Annotated in this window: 21 protein-coding genes, 12 tRNA genes and 1 riboswitch; of the genes, 30 read left to right on the top strand and 3 right to left on the bottom strand. The window is 49.5% G+C overall.

Annotated features, from left to right (window positions below):
- Window positions 1-49: 49 nt before the first annotated feature.
- Complete coding sequence (locus JG50_RS0116265; protein WP_033102175.1) at window positions 50-1,087, bottom strand: ThiF family adenylyltransferase; 1,038 nt, start codon at window positions 1,085-1,087, stop codon at window positions 50-52.
- Window positions 1,088-1,240: 153 nt separating this feature from the next.
- On the opposite strand from JG50_RS0116265, the gene JG50_RS0116260 reads away from it, so the two are divergent.
- From JG50_RS0116260 to tsaD, 19 genes are all read left to right on the top strand, one after another.
- Window positions 1,241-1,567 (top strand): hypothetical protein, encoded by a 327-nt coding sequence (locus JG50_RS0116260; RefSeq protein ID WP_033102174.1) that lies wholly within the window; start codon window positions 1,241-1,243, stop codon window positions 1,565-1,567.
- Between the two features lie 135 nt (window positions 1,568-1,702).
- Entirely contained in the window at window positions 1,703-2,404 is a 702-nt protein-coding gene (locus tag JG50_RS0116255; RefSeq protein ID WP_033102173.1) for a Bax inhibitor-1/YccA family protein, read from the top strand.
- Between the two features lie 224 nt (window positions 2,405-2,628).
- Window positions 2,629-2,700: transfer RNA gene (locus tag JG50_RS0116250), tRNA-Asn, on the top strand.
- Between the two features lie 8 nt (window positions 2,701-2,708).
- A tRNA-Ser gene (locus JG50_RS0116245) sits at window positions 2,709-2,801 on the top strand.
- A gap of 15 nt (window positions 2,802-2,816) precedes the next feature.
- Window positions 2,817-2,893, top strand: a tRNA-Glu gene (locus JG50_RS0116240).
- Between the two features lie 5 nt (window positions 2,894-2,898).
- Window positions 2,899-2,974 (top strand) — tRNA-Val (locus JG50_RS0116235).
- A gap of 19 nt (window positions 2,975-2,993) precedes the next feature.
- Window positions 2,994-3,070, top strand: a tRNA-Asp gene (locus tag JG50_RS0116230).
- A gap of 7 nt (window positions 3,071-3,077) precedes the next feature.
- Window positions 3,078-3,153: transfer RNA gene (locus JG50_RS0116225), tRNA-His, on the top strand.
- A 4-nt stretch (window positions 3,154-3,157) separates the two neighbouring features.
- Window positions 3,158-3,232 (top strand) — tRNA-Gln (locus tag JG50_RS0116220).
- A gap of 9 nt (window positions 3,233-3,241) precedes the next feature.
- A tRNA-Lys gene (locus JG50_RS0116215) sits at window positions 3,242-3,317 on the top strand.
- Between the two features lie 369 nt (window positions 3,318-3,686).
- Entirely contained in the window at window positions 3,687-3,920 is a 234-nt protein-coding gene (locus JG50_RS0116205) for a hypothetical protein (protein WP_033102171.1), read from the top strand.
- 209 nt (window positions 3,921-4,129) lie between these two features.
- A tRNA-Leu gene (locus JG50_RS0116200) sits at window positions 4,130-4,213 on the top strand.
- A gap of 14 nt (window positions 4,214-4,227) precedes the next feature.
- Window positions 4,228-4,314: transfer RNA gene (locus JG50_RS0116195), tRNA-Leu, on the top strand.
- A 6-nt stretch (window positions 4,315-4,320) separates the two neighbouring features.
- Window positions 4,321-4,397 (top strand) — tRNA-Pro (locus JG50_RS0116190).
- A gap of 25 nt (window positions 4,398-4,422) precedes the next feature.
- Window positions 4,423-4,496 (top strand) — tRNA-Gly (locus JG50_RS0116185).
- Between the two features lie 137 nt (window positions 4,497-4,633).
- Window positions 4,634-5,092, top strand: a complete 459-nt coding sequence (tsaE, locus tag JG50_RS0116180; RefSeq protein ID WP_033102170.1) for a tRNA (adenosine(37)-N6)-threonylcarbamoyltransferase complex ATPase subunit type 1 TsaE — start codon at window positions 4,634-4,636, stop codon at window positions 5,090-5,092.
- Window positions 5,089-5,817 carry a tRNA (adenosine(37)-N6)-threonylcarbamoyltransferase complex dimerization subunit type 1 TsaB gene (gene tsaB / locus JG50_RS0116175; protein WP_033102169.1) on the top strand — a complete coding sequence of 243 codons (729 nt, stop codon included), beginning with the start codon at window positions 5,089-5,091 and terminating at the stop codon, window positions 5,815-5,817. Before tsaE ends, tsaB begins: the two co-directional genes overlap by 4 nt.
- Entirely contained in the window at window positions 5,810-6,307 is a 498-nt protein-coding gene (rimI, locus tag JG50_RS0116170) for a ribosomal protein S18-alanine N-acetyltransferase (protein WP_033102168.1), read from the top strand. Before tsaB ends, rimI begins: the two co-directional genes overlap by 8 nt.
- Entirely contained in the window at window positions 6,276-7,289 is a 1,014-nt protein-coding gene (tsaD, locus tag JG50_RS0116165) for a tRNA (adenosine(37)-N6)-threonylcarbamoyltransferase complex transferase subunit TsaD (RefSeq protein ID WP_033102177.1), read from the top strand. The genes rimI and tsaD overlap by 32 nt, the downstream gene beginning before the upstream one ends.
- 84 nt (window positions 7,290-7,373) lie before the next feature.
- Here the strand turns inward: tsaD and JG50_RS0116160 are convergent, their stop codons facing one another.
- On the bottom strand, window positions 7,374-9,287 hold the full coding sequence (locus JG50_RS0116160; protein WP_033102167.1) for an ABC-F family ATP-binding cassette domain-containing protein: 1,914 nt from the start codon (window positions 9,285-9,287) through the stop codon (window positions 7,374-7,376).
- 386 nt (window positions 9,288-9,673) lie between these two features.
- On the opposite strand from JG50_RS0116160, the gene JG50_RS0116155 reads away from it, so the two are divergent.
- The 8 genes from JG50_RS0116155 to JG50_RS0116120 all read left to right on the top strand — a co-directional run bounded on the left by JG50_RS0116155 (window position 9,674) and on the right by JG50_RS0116120 (window position 17,073).
- Window positions 9,674-10,240, top strand: coding sequence for a 5-formyltetrahydrofolate cyclo-ligase (locus JG50_RS0116155; protein ID WP_033102166.1), 567 nt, complete (start codon window positions 9,674-9,676; stop codon window positions 10,238-10,240).
- 229 nt (window positions 10,241-10,469) lie between these two features.
- The gene (locus JG50_RS0116150; RefSeq protein WP_052154411.1) at window positions 10,470-11,168 is read left to right on the top strand and encodes a redox-sensing transcriptional repressor Rex; all 699 of its coding nucleotides are present in this window, start codon (window positions 10,470-10,472) and stop codon (window positions 11,166-11,168) included.
- A gap of 4 nt (window positions 11,169-11,172) precedes the next feature.
- Window positions 11,173-11,928, top strand: a complete 756-nt coding sequence (tatC, locus tag JG50_RS0116145) for a twin-arginine translocase subunit TatC (protein WP_033102165.1) — start codon at window positions 11,173-11,175, stop codon at window positions 11,926-11,928.
- 107 nt (window positions 11,929-12,035) lie between these two features.
- Window positions 12,036-12,446 carry a hypothetical protein gene (locus tag JG50_RS0116140; RefSeq protein ID WP_033102164.1) on the top strand — a complete coding sequence of 137 codons (411 nt, stop codon included), beginning with the start codon at window positions 12,036-12,038 and terminating at the stop codon, window positions 12,444-12,446.
- A 174-nt stretch (window positions 12,447-12,620) separates the two neighbouring features.
- On the top strand, window positions 12,621-12,905 hold the full coding sequence (gene groES / locus JG50_RS0116135) for a co-chaperone GroES (RefSeq protein WP_033102163.1): 285 nt from the start codon (window positions 12,621-12,623) through the stop codon (window positions 12,903-12,905).
- A 136-nt stretch (window positions 12,906-13,041) separates the two neighbouring features.
- Window positions 13,042-14,682 (top strand): chaperonin GroEL, encoded by a 1,641-nt coding sequence (gene groL / locus JG50_RS0116130; protein ID WP_033102162.1) that lies wholly within the window; start codon window positions 13,042-13,044, stop codon window positions 14,680-14,682.
- 243 nt (window positions 14,683-14,925) lie between these two features.
- Complete coding sequence (locus JG50_RS0116125; protein ID WP_033102161.1) at window positions 14,926-15,987, top strand: murein hydrolase activator EnvC family protein; 1,062 nt, start codon at window positions 14,926-14,928, stop codon at window positions 15,985-15,987.
- A gap of 135 nt (window positions 15,988-16,122) precedes the next feature.
- Complete coding sequence (locus JG50_RS0116120) at window positions 16,123-17,073, top strand: phosphotransferase enzyme family protein (RefSeq protein ID WP_033102160.1); 951 nt, start codon at window positions 16,123-16,125, stop codon at window positions 17,071-17,073.
- 114 nt (window positions 17,074-17,187) lie between these two features.
- Here the strand turns inward: JG50_RS0116120 and namA are convergent, their stop codons facing one another.
- Entirely contained in the window at window positions 17,188-18,207 is a 1,020-nt protein-coding gene (gene namA, locus JG50_RS0116115; protein WP_033102159.1) for an NADPH dehydrogenase NamA, read from the bottom strand.
- Window positions 18,208-18,491: 284 nt separating this feature from the next.
- Window positions 18,492-18,593: riboswitch (purine riboswitch) on the top strand.
- 119 nt (window positions 18,594-18,712) lie between these two features.
- Between namA and guaA the strand changes: the two genes are divergently transcribed.
- The 3 genes from guaA to JG50_RS0116100 all read left to right on the top strand — a co-directional run bounded on the left by guaA (window position 18,713) and on the right by JG50_RS0116100 (window position 22,838).
- A complete protein-coding gene (gene guaA / locus JG50_RS0116110; RefSeq protein WP_033102158.1) occupies window positions 18,713-20,251 on the top strand; it encodes a glutamine-hydrolyzing GMP synthase in 1,539 nt (512 codons plus the stop codon).
- Between the two features lie 18 nt (window positions 20,252-20,269).
- Entirely contained in the window at window positions 20,270-21,583 is a 1,314-nt protein-coding gene (locus JG50_RS0116105; RefSeq protein WP_033102157.1) for an NCS2 family permease, read from the top strand.
- Between the two features lie 139 nt (window positions 21,584-21,722).
- Window positions 21,723-22,838: a peptidase MA family metallohydrolase gene (locus tag JG50_RS0116100; RefSeq protein WP_033102156.1), complete on the top strand. Its 1,116-nt coding sequence runs from the start codon at window positions 21,723-21,725 to the stop codon at window positions 22,836-22,838.
- Window positions 22,839-23,016: the final 178 nt, after the last annotated feature.

Genomic DNA, 23,016 nt, shown 5'->3' with positions numbered 1-23,016 from the left:
CTTCTTTGTCAACAACCTCAGCGAATGGAGACCAATCCATTCGCTTTTTTTACAGGCCGATATATTTGGCCACCAGTGATTTGGCCAACGGAATTTCGGTCGTTCCCTGAACCAAAATTCGCCCGTCCGGAAATACGGCAAAGCGGTATTCTCCCAAATCGGCCCGCAGCATAAAGGGATTGCGGGTGACTGTTCCCGCCTGTTTCAGACGTTCCGCGATGAGATCAAGGGAAAAGGAAGAAGACGGCAGGGTGATCTGCACGGTTTCCCGGCCGCACATGGACACTTCGGTTCCCCGTTTTTCCTGCGGGTCGAGATAAGAAAAGATCTTCTTTTGGCAGGCGGGGCAGTCGGCAGCGATTTTCTCCCCAACATCCATTGCGTGATGATGGTTATGCCACAGTTCAAAGTGGCGCAGGCGGGGATCAAGCCGGTCTTTGGCGCCGACCAGCCATTTTAGCGCTTCCGCCGCCTGATAAGCGGCCACAACATGGATAATCGGGCCGATCACGCCGGCGGTGTCGCAAGTCTCGGCCGATCCCGGGGCAGGCGCATCTGGAAAAAGGCAGCGCAAGCAGGGGGTTTCTCCGGGGATGATCGTATAGGTCATGCCGCGGGAACTGACAGCCCCGCCATAAATCCACGGGATGCCATGCTTGATGCTGACATCGTTGATCAGGTACCGAACCTGAAAGTTGTCCGAGCCGTCGAGAATCAAATCGACCCCGGTAAGGAGTTGTTCCGCATTTTGCCAGTTGAGATCCGCGATGTGCGGCTCGATTTCAACCGCGCCGTTTACCGCTTTCAGCTTGCGGCTGGCTGCGATCGCCTTTGGCATGTGTTCTTTTGCATCCTGTTCATCATAAAGCATTTGCCGCTGCAAATTGCTCGCTTCCACAAAGTCGCGGTCGATCAGGCGCACGTACCCTATGCCGGAGCGGACCATATGGTTGGCCAAAGCCGTTCCCAATGCTCCCATGCCAACGATGGCCACACGGGAGCGAAGCAATTTTGCCTGTCCTTCCTCTCCGATGGGGGCAAAGAGAATTTGCCTCGAATAACGGGTTTGCCCGATGTCGGTTGTCATTGCTCTGCCTCCTCTGTCTTTTGACCCGTTGGTTCCTCCTCATTTCCGGAAGATGGTCTTCTTCATTTTCGCATTGAAAGAGGCATTGGTCAAAACGGAATGGGGGTATGTTTTTGCGAAGAATAGGAAAAAGTGAGATTGGAGGTGTCCCTGATGGATGACAAAAAAACTTACTATGTGACCGTGGAGATCGGCCAGCGCTCGGGAGAGATTCGGGATCATCTTGAAGTAAATGACGCCAATTATGATTTTGAAATCAAGGCGACGGAGGAGGAGATCGAGCGGTTGGAGCGATTGTTCCGGGAAGCGGAAGAAGAAGATTTTACGACCTTTGTCAAAGCGCATATCCCGTTTCTGGACAATGAGAGCCAAGAGAATGTCAAAGAAGATGGAACACTGCGAAAAATCTACCGCATGATTTACCAGCTCGGTACGGAAGAGACCAAACGGAGAATGGATGAGTCCGGGATGATTCATTAGAAGCAGGAAAAAAACGGGGGTTATGGAGCAGAATATGAAAGATGAATGAAAGATGCCAGCATTGCTTGATTAAGAGGTGCAATAAGGAATATACTGTTTTTAAAAATAAATGAATATTTTTGGAGGGATTCTTTCGTGAATCAATCGCAATATCCGGGGACGAATCACACTTCGCTCGCTTACTCCGCGCAGCGCCTGATGCCCCGTGTGTTTGGATGGATGTTTGCGGGCTTGATGATGACAGCGATTATTACCCTCGTACTTTCCGGTAATCCCAATGTTCCTTATTATTTGGCCACGCATTCAGGGGTGTTTTGGGGAATTGTCATCGCCGAGTTTATTATTGTGATGGCCCTTTCCTCTTTGTTGGGAAGAATGTCGCCGTTTGCTGCCACTTTTTCATTTTTTCTGTATGCCGCGCTCAACGGCGTGACACTTTCGCTCATTTTAGCCTATTTCAACGTCCAAACAGTCGCCGCCGCTTTCTTTATCTCCGCCGGGATGTTTGGTCTGTTTGCGGCATTCGGCTATGTGACGAAAATCGATATGACCCGGTTTGGATCAATTGCCCTGATGCTCATCCTGGGATTGGTTCTGGCTTCGGTCGTTAATATATTCTTTGTCAAGAGTTCGATGCTCGACCTGATCATCTCTTACGCCTTGGTTGTGCTCTTCTGCGGGGTCACCGCTTATGATATTCAAAAAATCAAGGCGATGAGCCAGCAGGTATATGATGAAGAGACAGGAACCAAGCTGGCGATCTTCGGAGCGTTGATGTTATATCTCGACTTTATCATTATCTTTAAAAACCTGTTGCGTATTTTCAGCAGAGACTAACGAAAATCGGGAAGCAAGTCGGTTTTGGCTTGCTTCCTTCAGGGATTTGTACGGATGAAAAATTAAATTTATTTTCCTGTGAAAAAAGGGTTGACTATTTTCCTTCGGCATGGTAATGTATTAATTGTCGCCGGAACGAAAGCGACAATGAAAAGAAAGTCATAAAAAAGACTTGCAAACAATGCGGCACTGAGTTATAATAACATTCGTCTCTTAAATTATATTCCTCAGTAGCTCAATGGTAGAGCACCCGGCTGTTAACCGGTAGGTTGCAGGTTCGAGTCCTGCCTGAGGAGCTAGACGCGGAGAGATACTCAAGAGGCCGAAGAGGACGGTTTGCTAAACCGTTAGGGGGCTATCTGGCCCCGCGAGGGTTCGAATCCCTCTCTCTCCGCCACTTTTTGTGCCTTGTGGCCCGTTGGTGAAGCGGTTTAACACACCAGCCTTTCACGCTGGCATGCAGGGGTTCGAATCCCCTACGGGTCACCATTTGCGGACGCTTAGCTCAGCTGGGAGAGCATCTGCCTTACAAGCAGAGGGTCGGCGGTTCGATCCCGTCAGCGTCCACCATGAGGAAAATTTCATATGCGGAGCTGTGGTGTAGAGGCCTAACATGCCTGCCTGTCACGCAGGAGATCGCGGGTTCGAATCCCGTCAGCTCCGCCATTTTGCGGCGGTCGTGGCGAAGTGGTTAACGCACCGGATTGTGGCTCCGGCATTCGTGGGTTCGATTCCCACCGATCGCCCCATCGCTGGGGAATAGCCAAGCGGTAAGGCAACGGACTTTGACTCCGTGATGCGTAGGTTCGAATCCTACTTCCCCAGCCATTTTTATTTGAGCCATTAGCTCAGTTGGTAGAGCACCTGACTTTTAATCAGGGTGTCGAAGGTTCGAGTCCTTCATGGCTCACCATACGAAATCGCGTCACCTTTGCCGGGTGGCGCTTTTTTTATATCTTTGCGAGCGGGAAGCCCCCGCCTGGCTTCAACTATGGGGATGAGAGCGGGCGTCAGGTGAGGGAGGAGGAGTTTTTTCTCTTTCTCTCAACCCTGACCGTCGTTTGCTCTCTTTTTTTGTACATGGAAATATTGGTTTTAAAATTGGCAATGGGTGATGAAGTTTTGAACTGTTCATAGTGATCGCAATGTCATGTCCGACTCTCCCTGTTTTATAAAGTTGGAACGTTACATTCCAAGAGCTGAATTCATCACAAGGCATTCAAATATCATCCGGGTCCACCGAAGAGCAAGCGGCTCTCATCAACAAATCCAGCAGAGTGGAATGAACGGAAAACCGACAATCAAAGCAGTGCGCAACCAAATCAAACTTCCCGAATCGGGATCGGTGAAGTTTGCGAAATCGCGTGAAATCGGGGGACGGTTCGCGACGATCCGGTGGAGCCGAAGACTTGCAAGTCCGGAACATGGCAAAATCCATCACGGATGGATCGTGGTCCCGCCCAGCTCTGATCCGGTTGCGAAACAAGAATGGATCGCCGTGTGGCCCGCCGTTTGAGCTTGGCCCGTGCCCGGGAATCCCTGTTTTTATGCATGGGAAGTGGTGGAATGTAATATGCTCTCATGCGATTGGACGGGTATGATTTTTGAAAGTTAAAACATTAAAATTGGTGGTTGACTTTCTTTTTACTGCATGATAAATTATTACTTGTCGATGCGAGATACCCTGAAACGAAAGGGAAAGACACCAACCCTTACTGATCGTAAGCGGGTGTGGCGGAATTGGCAGACGCACTAGATTTAGGTTCTAGCGCCTCTGGCGTGGGGGTTCAAGTCCCTCCACCCGCACCAGGAGCATCGTTTGAGCGGTCGTGGTGGAATTGGCAGACACGCTATCTTGAGGGGGTAGTGGCCGTATGGCCGTGCGAGTTCGAGTCTCGCCGACCGCACCATGAGACCGGGGTGTGGCTCAGCTTGGCAGAGCGCCTCGTTCGGGACGAGGAGGTCGCAGGTTCAAATCCTGTCACCCCGACCATTTTTAAAAATTAATCCCCATATTTGCGGGTGTAGTTCAGTGGTAGAACATCGGCCTTCCAAGCCGAATGCGAGGGTTCGATTCCCTTCACCCGCTCCAAATAAAACGGATGGACTGTGGCGGTAGCTGCGGTCCTTTATTTTTTTGTGCACGCATGAAATCGGTTAGCCAAAGTCAATGATGGTAGTAAGTTTGGAAGAATTCGCTTTGATTATCAAGAAAGAACGGGTGATCACATGGAGCGCTGTATCATCGTGACCCGCGGAGAGAAGGAGACAAAAGAGCTTGCGGCCAAGCTCGCTTCCTTCTTGAAGCCGGGGGATGTGTTGGCCTTGGAAGGAGACCTGGGTGCCGGCAAAACGACCTTTGCCAAAGGGCTGGCCGGAGGGCTTGGGATTCAAGAACCGGTTGACAGCCCTACCTTTACCATTATCAAGGAATATGAAGGCAAGCTTCCATTTTATCACATGGATGTATATCGAATTGAAGAGCCGGAAGAAGAATTGGGGTTGGAGGAATATTTTTATGGAGATGGAATTTGCTTAGTGGAGTGGGCTTCGCAGGTGAAGCCGCTTCTTCCCGAGGAAACGCTGTGGCTGTCGATCACGGTTCAGGCCGACGGTGATCGCCGGATTGAAATGGCCTCCGGTCATCCTCGTTGGAACTCATTATGTAAGGAGTTGTGTCAGGCATGAAACTGCTTGCGATGGATACCTCTACTCTCGTGATGGGGGTGGCCGTCTTTGATTTGGAAACGAAGCGGGTATTGGGGGAAGTTATTACCAACCTGCATAATAACCATTCGGTGCGATTGATGCCCACCATTGAGCAGCTCTTGACTGAATTGGATCTGAGCCTTGACGATCTCCATGCGTTGGCGGTTACTTCCGGTCCCGGTTCTTATACGGGCATCCGCATCGGCGTGACAACGGCCAAAACAATGGCTTGGGCGCGCGAACTGCCTTTGTACAGCGAATCCAGCCTGACGGTTCTTGCCATGAACGGCATTCGCTTCGACGGATTGGTTGTTCCGCTGTTTGATGCCCGGCGGCGTCGCGTCTATTCCGGTGTGTTTGCCGCGAAGGACGGGGAAATGACTGAAGTGCTTCCTCAGCAAGTCGTACCGGTCGAAAGTTGGCTGGAGCAAATAAAGGCGCTGGAAAAGCCGGTTTTGTTTTTGGGTGATGATGTGGAGCGTTTTCGCCAGACGATTGAGGAATACTTGGGGGAACGGGCCAGCTTCGGGATCGGGCCGGAAAACCTCCCGCGACCAAGTCATTTGGCATGGGCGGCCTATCAGAAATGGAGCAATCATGAGCCTCCGGAACATGCCGACTTCGCTCCCAACTATTTGCAGCTGACTGAAGCCGAAGCCAACTGGCTCAAAAAGCACGGGAAGGAAGAGGGGGAGAATGGTTAAAAGCGCACCTGGTGAAGTCGGTTTTCGCCCGATGGAGTTAAGCGATCTTTCGCGTATCGAGGTTATTGAGAATCATTCCTTTTCCGCTCCCTGGCCGCGGCAGGCTTTTTACAATGAATTGGTTTTTAACCAGTTTGCCCATTACACGGTGGTTACCGTTGACGGAATTGTCGCGGGGTACTGCGGGTTTTGGCTTATTTTGGATGAAGCGCACATCACGAATATCGCCATCCATCCTGACTATCGGGGAACGGGTTTGGGGGAAGCGACGCTTTTGTATGTGATGGATCTCGCCCGGAAGTTGGGGGCCGATAAAATGACGTTGGAGGTACGCGTTTCCAACACGGTCGCACAATCGCTTTACGACAAATTGGGGTTTACCCGGGCGGGATTGAGAAAAGAATACTATACGGATAATAAAGAAGACGCCATTATTATGTGGGTGACATTAAATGAACATGCAGAGAGAAACGCTCATACTGGGAATTGAAACAAGCTGTGATGAAACCTCGGCCGCGGTCGTGCGCGGGGGGACGGAACTCCTGTCCAATGTGATTTCTTCGCAGATGGACGTGCACCGCAAATTTGGCGGCGTGGTTCCTGAAGTGGCTTCGCGGCGCCATGTGGAGCGCATTACGATTATCGTGCAAAAGGCGCTGGAAGAAGCGGGAGTGGGGAGAAATGAGCTGGATGCCGTTGCCGTCACACAAGGACCGGGTTTGGTCGGGGCCTTGCTGATCGGTGTTTCTGCCGCCAAAGCGCTCGCTTTTTCCCTCGGCAAACCGCTGGTTCCGGTGCACCATATCGCCGGGCACATTTACGCGAATCATCTGATCAAGCCCCTTTCCTTTCCGCTCGTTGCCCTTGTCGTATCCGGAGGGCATACGGAATTGATCTACATGAAAGGGCATAACCAATTTGAGCGTCTGGGGAAAACCAGGGATGATGCCGCCGGGGAAGCATTTGACAAAGTGGCGCGACTGATGAAACTCCCTTATCCCGGAGGGCCGCAGATTGACCGGCTGGCCCTGGAGGGAAAACCCAGTTATCCGCTGCCGCGCGCCTGGCTGGAATCGGATTCGCTCGATTTCAGTTTTAGCGGGTTAAAATCGGCGGTGCTGAATCTCGTCCATAATGCGAATCAGCGCAAAGAAGAGATTCATTACGCAGACCTGGCGGCCAGTTTTCAGGATGCGGTGCTGGATGTGCTGGTGGAGAAAGCGATGCTCGCCGTCAAAAAAACGGGGGTGAACCAGTTGTTGCTGGCCGGGGGTGTGTCAGCCAACAGCGGGTTGAGAGTTCGGCTTTCCAAGCGGTGCAAAGAGGAAAAGATTGATTTGCGCATTCCGCCGCTGGAGCTGTGTACCGATAACGCAGCGATGATTGCCGCCGCGGGCACGTATCAGTTTCTCGACGGCCATTATGCGGATTTGACCTTGAATGCCGATGCGAATCTTCCGCTCATCGGCTAGGCACAAATAAAGCCGATGTTCCAATTCGGGGCATCGGCTTTATTTGTGCATAAATGGCGGGCCAACCTGTGGATAAGCCGGTGTTCATTCCGCCAGCTCAAGCCATTCTTCTGTTTTTTGCGTTAACCGCTCTTCTTTTGCCGCCAGTTCTTTTTGCAGTGAAGCGCTTTTGAACGGGTCATTGAAAAGTTCGGGCTGACACAGCTGTTCGTGAATATGGGCGATTTCCGCTTCGATCTGCGCAATCTCTTCTTCCAGATCCTTCACTTTCAGTTCCCGTTTTTTGCGCTCGCGTTGTTCCTCTTTTTCCTTGCGGCGATAGGCTTCGGCCTGTTTGTGCGGGGAGGTCTCATCTTTTTTCTCTTCCTGTTCTTTTTCCAGCTTCTCCATTGCTTTTTTCTCCAGATACCATTCGTAATCGCCATGGTAATCTTTGATCCCTTCCGGGGTGATTTCCCAGATCCTCGTAGCCAGCCGCTTGATAAAATAGCGGTCGTGCGAGACGAACAACAGTGTGCCCAAATAGCCTTCAAGTGCTTGTTCCAGGCGTTCTTTGCTCACCAGATCCAGATGGTTGGTCGGCTCATCCATCAATAGGAAATTGGCTTGGTTCAGCATGCGCTTGCACAGGGAGAGCCGGGCCTTTTCTCCGCCGCTTAAATCCTGAACCTGTTTAAACACATCTTCGCCGCTGAACAAAAACTGACCGAGATAAGAGCGGATGCTCGTCTGATCCAGATGCGGATGTTCATCCCATATTTCATCGATCACTTGTTTCTGCGGATCAAGGTCTTTTTGCTCCTGATCGTAATAGTCGATCTCCACCTGAACGCCCCATTTTAGCTCGCCGGACAGGGCGGGAAGCTTGTTGGCAATCGTTTTGAGGAGAGTCGATTTTCCCACTCCGTTGGGGCCGAGCAAGGCGATGTGCTCGCCGCGTTCAATGGTAAACTGTAAGCCGGTGAGAAGCGGTTCTTGGTAACCGATTGAGAGGTTTGTGGCCTTCAGTACCTCACGTCCGCTGGTGACCGCTGCTTCAAAGCGGATGGCCGCCTCCCGTTTTCCGGTATGGGGCTTGTCGATCCGTTCGACTTTTTCCAGTTGCCTGCGCCGGCTTTGCGCTCTTTTCGTCGTTGATTTACGGGCGATATTGCGCTGGATGAATTCCTCCATTCGTTTGATCTCTGCCTGCTGTTTCTCATACATTTTCAATTCTCGTGCGAGATTTTCTTCTTTTTGTTTGACATACGCGGTGTAATTGCCGGGATAGCGCGTCACCCGCGCATGATCCAGTTCATAGATGACCGTGACCAAGCGATCGAGAAAATAACGGTCGTGGGAGACGACCAAAACGGAGCCGCTGTAATTAAGGAGTGTTTGCTCCAGCCAGGCGACGGCGTTCATGTCGAGATAGTTGGTCGGTTCGTCCAGGATCAGCAGATCAGGCTCTGTCAGGAGCATTTTGGCCAAGGCCACTCGCGTTTTCTGCCCGCCGCTCAGAGAGGAGACAAGCGTATTTTTCCAGTCTAACTCTCCGAGTCCCAATCCGTGCAAAGTGCCGCGGATGCGCGCTTCAAATGCATAACCGCCGCTTTCTTCAAATTTCTCCTGCAGGGAAGCATATTTTTCAAGTATTTTTTGGTATTGCTTTTCATTTGTATAAACTTCTTCTTTGCCCATTTCCCGTTCCAGTTGGCGCAATTGGTTTTCCAGTTCGCGCAGACCGGAAAAAACAGCGAGAAGCTCTTCCCAGATGGTCAAAGAGGAATCCGACCCGCTGTCCTGAGCCAAAAAACCGATTTGCGCTTTTCTGGCAATCTGGATTTCCCCTTGGTCCGCAGGGATTTCTCCGATGATGATTTTTAGCAGCGTCGATTTGCCCGCGCCGTTGGGGCCGATTAACCCGACCCGTTCCTGATTGTTCACCTGTATATCAACACCATCCAGGATGACCGTTCCCCCATAGGTTTTATGAATATTCGTTGCTTGCAATATCATGGTTCCACCTCGTTTTTGAAGAAAAATATGTGTATCCGTGAAAATTTGATTGCATTCAGGGTCGTTTGGGGACTCTTGCACTCCGGGTGATCCAAATGGTCAGTCAGGAGGATGCCGTTCCACTCATGGTTTTGCTAAAATTTTATTACTGGTTGTGTTTGACAAGATATGAATGTTTTCTGCAAAAAACGGCAAGATCCGGGGAACTCCGGACCTGCCTCCAGGGATCCTGTACCGGCAGCCTGTTCTCTACCGTAAGTTTAAATGAGTTTTCATGCCAAGGGCAAATGTGGAGGGAGAGCAATTTCGCGTGATCTTCTACTGCACCATGTTTTTTTGGTAAAATGATAAATAATCACTCTGCTCGATCTAGAAGGATGAAACACATGCAGAATAAAGAAGAGTTGCGACGTCATTTGCTGAAGGTCCGTCAAGAGTTATCCGATGAGAGGCGGCGGAGCGGTTCGGCTTCCATCTGTCGGAAAATAGTGGAATGGGATACTTTTCTAACATCGGATACTGTTTTATTCTATATGCCGATTCGCCGGGAAGTGGATGTGCGTCCCGCCATTGAGAAGGCTTGGTCTTTCGGAAAAACGGTCGTCTTACCCCGGGCGCTTCCCGAAACGAGGGAGATGAAACTGTTCCGCGTCGACAGCTTTGAGGAATTGCAACCAGGAGCGTACGGCATTTTGGAACCGCTTGAAGATGAAGCGAAGGCGGTTGAGCCTGAACGCATCCGGTTGGCGGTGGTGCCCGGTGTCGGATTCGATCGCAGGGGTTACCGGTTGGGGTACGGCGGGGGATATTATGACCGCTTTTTTGCCCGGGCCGGCCATGCGGTTCGCCTGGGAGTTGCTTATTCGGAACAGGTGGTTGCAACCGTTTACCCGCTGCCGCACGACCAGCCTGTCCATTATTTGTTTACTCCGGGGGAAACGTTGGCTTTTTGAGAGAAAGCCGCTTCAATTGATTATCGAAAGTGTATCAAATTGTGGTATATTGATTTTGATCTTCACCTTTGCAACAGGGGATTTGATTTGGCAATCACGTTTCAGCCGGCGCGAAAGCAATGGGCTTTTATACTCAGATAATTGTCGACTTGCGAGCGGGTGGCAAAGCCCGACTGAATGATAAATTTTATGTGCGCAAATTCACGAAAATGGAGGTGCAAGCGCGCAGATGCCTGAAAATAAAATACCACAAGTGACAGCCAAGCGTTTGCCCCTTTATTACCGCTACCTGGAAAAATTGCATGCCATCGGGAAGCAACGCGTTTCATCGGCAGATTTAAGCGATGCGTTGCAGATCGATCCGGCCACCATTCGCCGTGATTTTTCCTATTTGGGTGAGCTGGGAAAGAAGGGTTATGGTTACAACGTGACCTACTTGTTACAGTTCTTGCGTGATTTTTTGAAGCAAGACGAAGTGACCAACGTGGTTCTCGTCGGCGTTGGCAACCTGGGAACCGCTTTGCTCCGGTACAATTTTTATCGCAGCCACAATACAAAGATCGTGGCCGGATTTGACCAGGATTTGTCCAAAATCGGCAGCGATGTGGACGGAATTCCCGTTTATTCGATGGACCGCCTCCAAGAGGTGATCGAACTGCACCATGTGGAAGTTGCGATCTTAACCGTGCCCGTCAATGTGGCACAAGCGACAACGGACTTCCTGGTGCAGGCGGGCATTCGCGGTATCCTGAACTTTACTCCGGCCCGTCTGATCGCACCGCCCCATATTCGCATTCACAATATTGATCTGACGATTGAGTTGCAAACACTCATCTATTTTCTGAAGCATTTTCCCGGAGAGCAGACACAGAATCAGGTGGAAATGGCGAAAGTAAAACAAATCGAGCCGGGAGAATTAGGGGAGTAAGCACATGAATGAGGAACAAGTGCAGCCGTTGACGGAACATCTGGAGGAACTGAGGCGGAGAATTATCTGGATATTGCTGTTCTTCCTGGTGATGTTGGTCATCAGTTTTTATTATTCCATCGATATTTTCCGCTATATCAAGGATCACGCTTTTCATGGATATCATTTGACCGTTTTTAAACCGGCCGATCCGATTCTGATTTATATGGAGATCTCGATGATCCTGGCGTTGGTCTTCACTTCACCGGTGATCATGTACCATCTGTGGCAGTTTGTTCGCCCCGGATTGAAGAAAGAGGAGCAGCGGGCGGCGTTGCTTTACATTCCCGTTGTCGTCGGCTTGTTTGTTGCCGGCGCGTTATTCGGTTATTTTGTTGTTTTTCCAAATGTGATGGATTTTTTATTTTCCTTGAGTGAAAAAATGGGGGTTCCCATGCTGTATGGGGTGGACGATGCGTTTAACTTTTTGTTCAGCATCGTTTTGCCCTTGGCCCTCTTTTTTGAGTTGCCCGTGATTGTCCTGTTCTTGACGCGCATCCGCCTGATCACTCCGGCGTTTCTGAACAAGATGAGACGAGTGGCTTACTTTATCCTGGTCGTGTTTTCCGCGTTGATTGCTCCGCCCAATCTGGTGTCGAACATTCTCATCTTCATCCCGCTCATCCTGTTGTACGAGATCAGCGTCGGCCTGTCCGCCTGGCTGTACCGCAGGATGGAGAAGGAAGAGGAAGAAGAGGTGGAGATGGACGGAGTCTATTAACATTAAGGCAGCCATCATTCCCGGTCGATGGCTGCTGTTTTTCTACATAATTAGATCCGGATGGGGCACACTTTTCTTGACTACACCCATTTGGAGGAGATTATATGATGTGGAGGAATTCGCATTCCAATCGTTCATCGTACGGCTGGTTGCTGCTTGTCGGCTTTGCCGCCCTATTGCTGTCTCCGTCTGTCCGTTCCGCTGTTTGCAAGGTATTGGTGAATGGAGCCGTCAGTCTCTTGAAATGGACGGAAGGTGTAAGGCAAAACATGTCCACCGGCAAAGGGATATTCCATACCGGTTGGTCGATTGAACTCGGCGGGTCCGGCCCTGTTGACCGAGGACAGCACGGGGAGCAGGAATCAGTGGATCTTGGCGGGATCTCTGCTGAAAAAGTGATTCAGTTTTTGCGGAAGAAATCGGAGAACCATTCATTTTCCATGGACGGGACGAATGAAAGAGATGAGAAAAGGACAGCCCGAACCGGAAATGAAGGTGATTTTGACCGGACCAGGTGAACAGTGAGTTTGGCACTTTCCTCGATTCATCTCCTTTCTTTTTTTGATTAATTTTTTTCCGCATACTTGAAAAATGCCGGATAGATGAATATCATAATAATTGTGTTAGCACTCATCCGTCGCGAGTGCTAACAATCGACAAAATTATCCACCTCATGAAGGAGGGTTATTACCATGATCAAACCATTAGGTGACCGTGTTGTATTGGAGCCCGTTGAGAAAGAGGAAAAAACGGCCAGCGGTATCGTCCTTCCGGAAACCGCAAAAGAAAAACCGCAAGAAGGACGGATCGTGGCTGTCGGCACCGGACGTATTGACGAAAAAGGCAGCCGCATTCCTCTTGAAGTAAAAGAAGGAGATCTGGTGATCTTCTCCAAGTATTCCGGTACCGAAGTGAAGTACGGCGAAAAAGAATATCTCATCCTTCGTGAAAGCGATATCCTCGCGATCGTGGAGTAAACAATCCCATCCCGCCTGAGATGATTTCATAGAAAGGCCTTCGTTGGGCCAAGAATGCGGCGGATTGAGCAATACGCCTGCATTAAAACACGAGAGTGTAAATTATTACCCTACATAAGAAAGGGGACGGAAGAAAATGGCTAAAGATATCAAATTCAGCGAAGATGCACGCCGTGCGATGCTGCGTGGGGTTGACGCGCTTGCAAATGCTGTGAAAGTAACCCTTGGTCCGAAAGGACGCAACGTCGTTTTAGAAAGAAAGTTCGGTTCTCCGCTCATCACCAATGACGGTGTAACCATTGCAAAAGAAATTGAATTGGAAGATGCTTTTGAAAACATGGGTGCACAACTCGTAAAAGAAGTTGCCACCAAAACCAACGATGTAGCCGGGGATGGTACCACCACCGCTACGGTTCTCGCTCAAGCGATTATCCGTGAAGGTCTCAAAAACGTGGCTGCCGGCGCTAATCCCATGGTATTGCGCAAAGGGATCGAAAAAGCAGTAAATGCTGCGGTAAATGAGATCAAGGAAATCGCAAAACCGATCGAAGGCAAAGATTCGATCGCCCAAGTAGCCGCTATTTCCGCCAACGACGAAGAAACCGGCCAATTGATTGCCGAAGCAATGGAAAAAGTGGGTAAAGACGGGGTTATCACCGTTGAAGAATCCAAAGGCTTCAACACTGAACTCGAAGTGGTTGAAGGGATGCAATTCGACCGCGGTTACATCTCCCCGTACATGATTACCGATACGGACAAAATGGAAGCTGTTCTCGATGAACCGTACATCTTGATCACCGACAAAAAAATCAGCAACATCCAAGAAATTCTCCCGATCCTTGAAAAAGTGGTGCAACAAGGCAAACAGCTCTTGATCATCGCTGAAGACGTGGAAGGGGAGGCGCTTGCCACCCTGGTTGTGAACAAATTGCGCGGTACCTTCACCGCTGTTGCCGTAAAAGCTCCTGGATTCGGTGATCGCCGCAAAGCGATGCTCGATGATATCGCCATTCTTACCGGTGGTCAAAGAATCACCGAAGAATTGGGTCTCGACCTCAAAACGACCGGACTTGAACAGCTCGGCCGTGCCCGTCAAGTGCGCGTGAACAAAGAAGATACGATCATCGTCGACGGTTATGGTGACCAAAGCGAAATCAAAGCGCGCGTGGCTCAAATCCGTCAACAATTGGAAGAAACCACTTCCGAATTCGACAAAGAAAAATTGCAAGAGCGCTTGGCTAAATTGGCTGGTGGCGTAGCTGTGATCAAAGTGGGCGCTGCTACCGAAACCGAGCTGAAAGAGAAAAAATTGCGGATCGAGGACGCACTCAACGCAACCCGTGCTGCAGTTGAAGAAGGAATTGTAGCCGGAGGCGGTACCGCGCTTGTGAACGTGATCCGCTCTGTAGCTGAACTTGAGGCTTCCTTGCCTGTGGGTGATGAAAAAACCGGCGTAAGCATTATCAAACGTGCACTTGAAGAACCGGTACGTCAAATTGCCCACAACGCAGGTCTCGAAGGTTCGATCATCGTTGAACGCTTGAAAAAAGAAGACGTAGGCATCGGATTCAACGCCCTCACTGGCGAATGGGTAAACATGATCCAAGCTGGTGTTGTGGATCCGGCAAAAGTAACCCGTTCCGCTTTGCAAAACGCTGCTTCTGTTGCCGCTATGTTCCTGACCACGGAAGCGGTTGTTGCCGACAAACCGGAAGAAAACAAAAACGCATCCGGTGCTCCGGACATGGGTATGGGCGGCATGGGCGGCATGATGTAATCGCCCGATCTGTTCAACTCCTGCGGGAATTTTCCTGCGGGAGTTTTTATTTTTACGCAGAGGTTGATTTTCGCTTTTATCTTCCGATATGGTGATGGATGGGGTTTTTGGAAATATAAAATGTAGACAAAAAGGTAATTTTTCGGGCAAAAACTGAGACAATTCTTCTATTGTTGATAAAATGATGAGGGAATAAAGAGATCAGGGTTACCGTTACATACAATGGGAAAGAGGAGAAGGCTGATGAAGAGCAAACTGGTCATGTCCGTTCTCGCTGTTTGTTTGGCGTTTGGGCTGTCTTTCGGGCCTGTGGACAAGACGATTCCGACTGCAAACGCGTCCTCCAACGCTGACGAGGGCAAACAAAAGTTGAAAGATATCAAATCAAAACAAACTGCGTCTAAAGCGGAAATTGACAAAGTCGAAAAGATGATCGAAGGCAAGAAGAAGGCCATTAATGAGATTGAGGCCAAAGCAGGCGCTTTGAACGATCAGATTGCCAAGTTGAACAAAAGCATCGAATCCAACAAGAAAGTGTTGGAGCAATCGAGGCAGGCTTTGGGAGACAAATTGAATCGGATTTATCTGCAAGGGGACAATGGATACATGGCCCAGTTGCTCGCTGCCGGTTCTTTCAGTGATTTTCTCAAACGATACGAAGTGCTGCGCCTGATCGTGGAGAGCGATTATCAGGTATTTAATGAATATCTGACCGCACAGCAAAATTTGCAAAAGCAACAGGCGGAGCTGCAAGAGAAGCAAAAGAGCCTGAATGCGGAAATGAAGAAGGCAAATGAAGCGGTTAAGCAATATGAAGCTGAACTGGATAAGCATAAAGCCGAATTGCAGCAATATGAACAGCAAGAAAATGAGGTACTGAAAAAATATGCCGGTTACTCTGATTCCGGTAACGGAGTGTTGGGCTGGCCGACTACCCGCGGTTTTGTTTATTGGAATTATATGCAGAATCGCGGAAATCACTTCCACAAGGGAGACGATTTCCCGCGTCCGGCGGGAACCCCGATTTATGCCGCCGATGATGGCGTGGTATTGCGGGTGAGCACCTCTGACCCTGAAGGTTACGGAGTGTTTATCGATATTCAACATCCAAACGGGCTGATGACCCGATACGCTCACATGTTCTTGAGCACGGTTACCGTTCATGCCGGTGAACATGTAACCCGCGGGGAACGGATTGCCGCTGTGGGCAACAACGGGGACTCTGTCGGCGCGACCGGTAACCATCTGCATTTTGAGGTTTGGAAAAACGGACATACGGTAAACCCAAAATCTTATTTGGAATGATGCTGCTGATGAATTCAGCAGCTTTTTGTTAGAAAGCAAAGGCTGCTAATGTTATGATGGGGAAAAAGATCAAATTAAAAATCTTGAACATTCTTCATTTTGCAAGGAATGGAATCAGATAGGTGGGTTAATGTTATGTGGAAAAAAGAGATTGTGGAAGAAGCGTGCAGAAGGTTTAAAGGAACGGAAAGCACCTTGAAGTATGCCGGCGGCGACGATCAAGGCATCTATGAATATGAACGGGATGGCGAGTCCTGTTTTTTGCAGCTCGTTCCAATTGCTGCCAAGGATAAAGCCCAATTGCATTCTGAACTGCAATGGATTTCTTTCTTGCGCAGGGGAGGGGTTCCCGTTCCCAAACAAATATTATCCGCTCGTGGGCAGACGGTGGAGACAATTGTACGCCTTCCTTTTCCCTGTTGCATCTATTCCTTTGAAAAACCTGCGGGCAGAAAGGTGAGTCCGGCTGATTCGGCAGAATGGAATCCGGCTTTGTTTCGGAGATGGGGAGAAACGATGGGAAAGATTCATTCTCTCTCCAGGCGTTTTTTGGAACGGTTTGAAGTTCCTTCATTTGATGATTGGAATGAAGGGGAAATTTACCATCGTGATTTTTCCTTTATCGAAGGTCGGCTGGTCGACCGCTTTATTTCCTCAATGCAAAGAATCGCTTCCTTTTCCAGAACGAATCGTTCCTATGGAATCATTCACAATGATTTTCACCATGGAAATTTTTTGATCGGTTCGGCTAAAGAGATTATTCCCGTTCATTTCCATCGGATGAAATTCCACTTTTATACATACGATATTGCCATTGCCGTATACCATGTTTTATCCGCAGTTCCGGAAAGCTGGCAGGATGAATGGAAAGCCCGGTTCCTCGGCCCGTTTATGGAAGGTTACTTTTTGGAAAACGAACTGGATGAGGGATGGGAGGAGCAAGTCGAATTTTTTGTTGGGTACAGGAGGCTGTTTTATTATTTGTATTTGATGACCACCCTGAACGGCGATCCGCTGGATGAACGGGTGAAGAAAAAATTCGCCTATCTCGAAGAACAACTTTCCAGGCAAAAGGTTCGCTTTTAAACAGACTCTCATGCGCCAATCCGTTGGCGGCAAATGGCTTGATGGATGATCGGTCGGTCAATAATGAAACGCCCCCATGGGAATGTTGCTCCATGGGGGCGTGTTTATTATAGATTAAAAGGCTCTGCTGTATTGGTTCGGTGCGAGATCATTAATTCCGAGTTTCTGTGCGGCATGGAGAACCCAGTAAGGATCGCGCAGGAGCTCTCTGGCCAGGAAAACGAGGTCGGCCCGCTCGTTGCCGAGGATTTCTTCCGCCTGTTCCGTCGTCGTAATCAGACCAACGGCACCAGTGGCAATGCCAACCTGTTTTTTGATCGCTTCAGCAAAGGCAACCTGATAACCCGGGAAAATGCGGGAAGGCGGGTTGGGAATAAGGCCTCCGGATGAAACGTCAATCAGGTCGACTCCCCATTCCTTGAGCAAACGGGCCAAAGCGATGCTGTCCTCAATTTGCAATCCGTCGGGATGATAATCGACGGCAGAGATGCGAACGTAAAGCGGACGTTCCTGTCCCCATTCAGCCTGAACGGCTTTGATCACTTCTTTCAACAGGCGGGAGCGCCCTTCCAAATCGCCGCCGTATTCATCCGTCCGCTTGTTGCTGAGGGGAGAGAGGAATTCATGAAGCAAGTATCCGTGTGCAGCGTGGATCTCGACGACATCGAAGCCGATTTCTTTTGCCCGTCTGGCGCTGTCGGCAAAAGCCTGAATCACTTCGGAGATCTCTTTGGGTCCCATTTCCGCAGGTACGGGACCTCCTTCACTGAACGGAATGGCACTCGGAGCGATAATTCTTTCGTCCACTTCCGCTTTTCGCCCGGCGTGAGCCAATTGGATTCCTGCTTTTACTCCTTGCGAATGGGCGAAGGAAACGATCTGCTTTAACCCTGCCATTTGCTCATCATTCCACAAGCCCAGGTCTTTGGCGCTGATTCGTCCCCGGCTTTCCACTGCGGTGGCTTCCAGTATGAGCAGCCCGACTTTTCCCGCGGCTCTCGTACCGTAATGGACAATATGCCAATCAGTTACTTTGCCATCGTCATCGGCTGAATACATGCACATTGGAGAAAGAACGATCCGGTTATTCAACGTAACATTTTTTTGCGTAAACGGGTTAAAAATTAACGACATCTGTTGCTCCTCCATTTCTTTGGATTAATAAAATTAGAGTGTGCGATGAGCCTGTAAATTATTTTATAACTAATTTTAAGTAAGTGGCTAAGGATAATTATAACATAGCAGAAAAAAATGTCATCCCCGGGCGGGAAAGGCAATCAATCACGTATGAACTCGCTGCTTCGGGAGAATCGTATAGACAGAACCGTTGTCAAAGGCAAATCTCGAAAAAATGGAAATAGTTGATTGGCGCTATCCTTTGCTTGACCGCGTTTATGACGGCTTGTTATCATAAGGTTGATTTTTTTCTGCCTGAAAACCGTATATGTTTGGGGATACGGCCTGAACGTTTCTACCCGGCTGCCGTAAATAGCCGGACTACGGGTGATAAGTCTTCGGAACTCATGCTTCTTCATCTCGTTTGCAAATGAAGAATCGTTTTTTATGGCCGGAGTCTTGTATCGCCGTTTTGCGGTATGGGACCCCGGTTTTTTAGTATTGGTGAAAAGAGGGATGGTTGATGGAAAAAACATTGGAACGCGTTGTCGTTTTGGATTTCGGCGGCCAGTATAACCAGTTGATCGCGCGCCGAATCCGTGATCTCGGCGTTTTCAGCGAACTGCTCCCCTATACGGTTTCAGCGGCAAAACTGAAAGAAATGAATCTGAAAGGGATTGTTTTTTCAGGTGGTCCCAACAGCGTATACGCTGAAAATGCGCCAAAGTGCGATCCGGAAATCTTTGAACTCGGCGTCCCGATTTTGGGGATTTGTTACGGAATGCAGATGATCGCTTACCACTTTGGAGCAAAGGTAGAGCGCGCGCACAGGCGGGAGTACGGAAAAGCGGAAATCGAAGTGGTGTCCGACAGCCCGCTTTTCAAAGGCCTTGACAAAAAGGAAACGGTTTGGATGAGCCATAGCGACGTGGTTACTGCGCAGCCGGAAGGATTCCGGGTGGATGCCAAAACCGACTCTGCCTCCGTTGCCTCAATGAGCAACCCGGAAGCAAACATCTATGCCGTGCAATTTCATCCCGAAGTGAGCCATTCTTTGCACGGATTGGACATGATTCGCCATTTTCTTTATGACGTTTGCCACTGTTCCGGTGATTGGAGCATGAAAACGTTTATTGAAGACAAAGTGCGCGAAATCCGCGAACAGGTGGGTGACCAAAAAGTATTGTGCGCTTTGAGCGGCGGTGTCGATTCTTCCGTGGTGGCCGCATTAATTCATAAGGCGATCGGTGATCAGCTCACCTGCATGTTCGTCGATCACGGCTTGCTCCGCAAAGGAGAAGCAGAAAGCGTCGTTGAGACATTCGGGAAAAATTTCAAGATGAATCTGGTGAAAGTGGATGCAAAAGACCGCTTCTTGAGCAAGCTCAAAGGCGTTACCGATCCTGAACAGAAACGGAAAATCATCGGGAATGAGTTTATCCGGGTCTTTGAGGAAGAGTCGGCCAAATTCGGAGACCACCGCTTCCTGGGGCAAGGAACATTATATACGGATATTATCGAATCGGGCACAGAGACGGCCCATACGATCAAATCGCACCATAACGTGGGCGGATTGCCGGAAGATATGAAAATGGAATTGATCGAGCCGCTCAATACGCTGTTTAAGGACGAAGTGCGCCAAGTGGGGCTTGATCTTGGCCTGCCGGAAGAAATTGTCTGGCGCCAGCCTTTCCCGGGACCGGGGCTCGGCATTCGCGTGATTGGTGAAGTGACAGAAGAAAAATTGCGTATCGTTCGCGATTCGGATGCGATTCTGCGCGAAGAGATTAAAAAAGCGGGATTGGATCGGGAGATTTGGCAGTATTTCACCGCACTTCCCGATTTTCGCAGCGTGGGTGTGATGGGAGATGTACGGACCTATGCCTATACGGTGGGGATTCGCGCGGTAACTTCCATTGACGGGATGACAGCGGATTGGGCCCGGCTTCCCTTTGACCTGTTGGAGCGGATTTCCAACCGCATCATTAACGAGGTGGATGATGTGAACCGCGTGGTTTACGATATCACTTCCAAACCGCCATCAACCATCGAATGGGAATGATCGAAAAGGGGAGACAATATGACAACCATTGCCAAATACTTCCGTTTTGACGAGCACAAAACCAACTTGAAAACGGAGATTTTAGCGGGCGTCACCACATTTTTCACGATGGCGTACATCTTGTTGCTGGCTCCGTCACTTTTGGGCAAAGCGGGCATGAACCTGGGAGCGGTCTTTAGGGGGACTGCTCTCTCGGCCATCGTCGGCACGTTTTTGATGGGGGTTGTCGCCAACTATCCAATTGCGTTGGCACCGGGGGTCGGGTTATTATCTTACTTTGCGTTTACGGTTGTTCTGGGAATGAAGATTCCGTGGCAACAGGCTCTCGGTGCAGTTTTTATTTCCGGGGTCGTTTTCTTTTTGCTGACCGTTACCAAGATTCGCGAAATGATTATCAATTCGATGCCGGTAACATTGAAATATGCCGTTTCGTCAGGAATCGGGCTTTTTATCGCCTTTATCGGGTTTAAAAATGCTGCCATCATTATTCCTTCTTCGGCTACTTTTGTTTCCCTGAATCCGGCGATTCAAAAACCGGAAATTTTGCTGACACTGTTCGGGCTGCTGATTACGGTCATCCTGATGGTTCGCCGGGGGAAAGGGGCGATTTTTATCGGCATGATCGTGACGGCGGTCGTTGGCATGTTCACCGGGCAAGTGAAGATCCCGTCCCATGTTTTCTCCATGCCGCCGAGCGTGGCACCGACCTTTATGCATCTGGATTTAAAAGGTGCCTTCGATCTGGGAATTTTTACGATCGTCTTCTCATTTCTGTTTGTGGATTTGTTTGATAATGCCGGAACATTGGTCGGTGTGGCTAGTCAGGCCGGTCTGCTGAAAGAGAATAAACTTCCGCGGGCGGGGCGTGCTTTGCTGACCGATTCGATTGCCACGATGGTGGGAGCCGTCTTTGGCACCTCCACAGTCACTTCGTATATCGAATCGACCGCCGGAGTCGCTTCTGGAGGACGAACCGGCATGACATCGGTTACGACAGCGCTGTGCTTTGCAGTCTCCATTTTTTTCTTTCCGATCGTGGAGACACTTGCTTCCGTGCCGGCGATCACCTCTCCGGCTTTGATCATCGTCGGGGTGCTGATGGCGGGGAATTTGCGAAAAATTGAATGGGATTCCTTCTCTGATGCAGTCCCCGCTTTTATCACCATGATTCTGATGCCTCTGTCCTTCAGCATTGCCACCGGAATTGCCGCCGGGTTCATCATTTATCCGCTTCTGAAATTGGCTGCGGGGGAAGGCAAACGGGTTCATCCTTTGGTGTATATACTCGGGGTGATTTTTGTGTTCCGTTTTATCTATCTGGGCGCGATATGAAATCGGATGATTTGGGGTTTGTTCGGAATATGCCGGACAGCCCCATTTTTTGTTTATCACCGACGGCGCCGAATTGGTGTATAACCTTTGGCAATCGATTCAAACTAAGGGAGTATTCCGGTGTAAAGGAGGAAATTCAATGCCTGTGCCGGTCATCCGGGTTCTTCTATCATGCCTGATCTCCTGTCTGTTGTTGCTTGTCCCGAACAGCGGCAGGGCGGAGCAGAGTGCCGGTTGCCATCTGGCCGATCAGAATAAGGAGAAGGAAATCCTTCGTTTGCTTAAGCAGAAGGAAAAAGCGGTTAACGAGCATAAATGGAAATTGTATGTTCCCCTGCTGAACAGCGGAAAGCCGATGTACATCCAGGAGCAGAAACGTTGGTTTCAGGATGCGGTAAAAGTGATGAAACCGGGTTCGTTCCATATTCATCCCGTCTGTTTTACCGAATTGAGTGAAAATCGGGTTAAAGTGCATTTGGAGCAAACTTACCGGTTAAGAGAAGAGTTTCACCGCGTCTCTTTTCCTGTTTTGTTCGAGCGGACGCGCAATGGATGGAAGGATTCCGACTTGGTTTTTGCCCGCTTGGGAAACGGGATGATTTCCGTTTATTATACGGATGCCTCCTTGCAAAAGCTCGCGCGATTGGCCTTTTCCTCATTGAGCAAGGGTGTGGCCGCTTTTAATCGTAAATACGGATGGACTCCGGGCCGGGTTGAGGTAAAGCTGTACCGGGATCCCGAGCTATTCCGCGAATCAGTGAAACCCTCATTGCCCGGGTGGGCGGCGGGATGGCATGAAGCGAATCAGTCAATTAAGTTTATCGCCGAAAATGTGGACCCGGCATGGTTTGCTTCCGGCATGATCCATGAACTGACGCACCAGTTGATCAGCGAATTGACCAATGATAATGCTGCGTATTGGCTTCAGGAAGGGGCGGCGATGTTTTATGAGGCGCATCTGTTGCCGGACTTCCATTGGATTCATTCGGTACCACGGCAGTTTCAGCCCTTGTCCATCGCCGAATTGGAGCAGAAAAGGCTGGAGCGTTTGCCGTCGGATGAGGCGGGACGCTATTATTTGAGCGCATATCTTCAATTTAAAAATCTGGTGGAGACGTATGGTGAGGAGAAGTTGAAAAAAGTGTTTGAGATTTTGAAAGCATCTCCTTATCTTGATGTCGACAGTGATCAAAAAGTAGAGAGATTAAACCGGTTGACCCATGATGCACTCAATCAAGTTCTGGGGCAGAGGTGAAAAAAAACAGTTGACATAACCGTATAGTGCTTGTTATATTATTTTCTGTCGCTTTTGCGATATCGATGTTCTCGAAAAAAAGTTCTTGACACTTGCTTTTCGGTTTGATAATATATAAATTGTCGCCGCGAAACGCGGTTGAGAAAAAGAATTTCGATGTGTTCCTTGAAAACTAAAG

The sequence above is a fragment of the Thermoactinomyces daqus genome (assembly GCF_000763315.1).
Lineage (GTDB): Bacteria > Bacillota > Bacilli > Thermoactinomycetales > Thermoactinomycetaceae > Thermoactinomyces_A > Thermoactinomyces_A daqus.
Note: the sequence above shows the minus strand (reverse complement) of the source record. Positions and strands in the feature narration are given on the sequence as shown.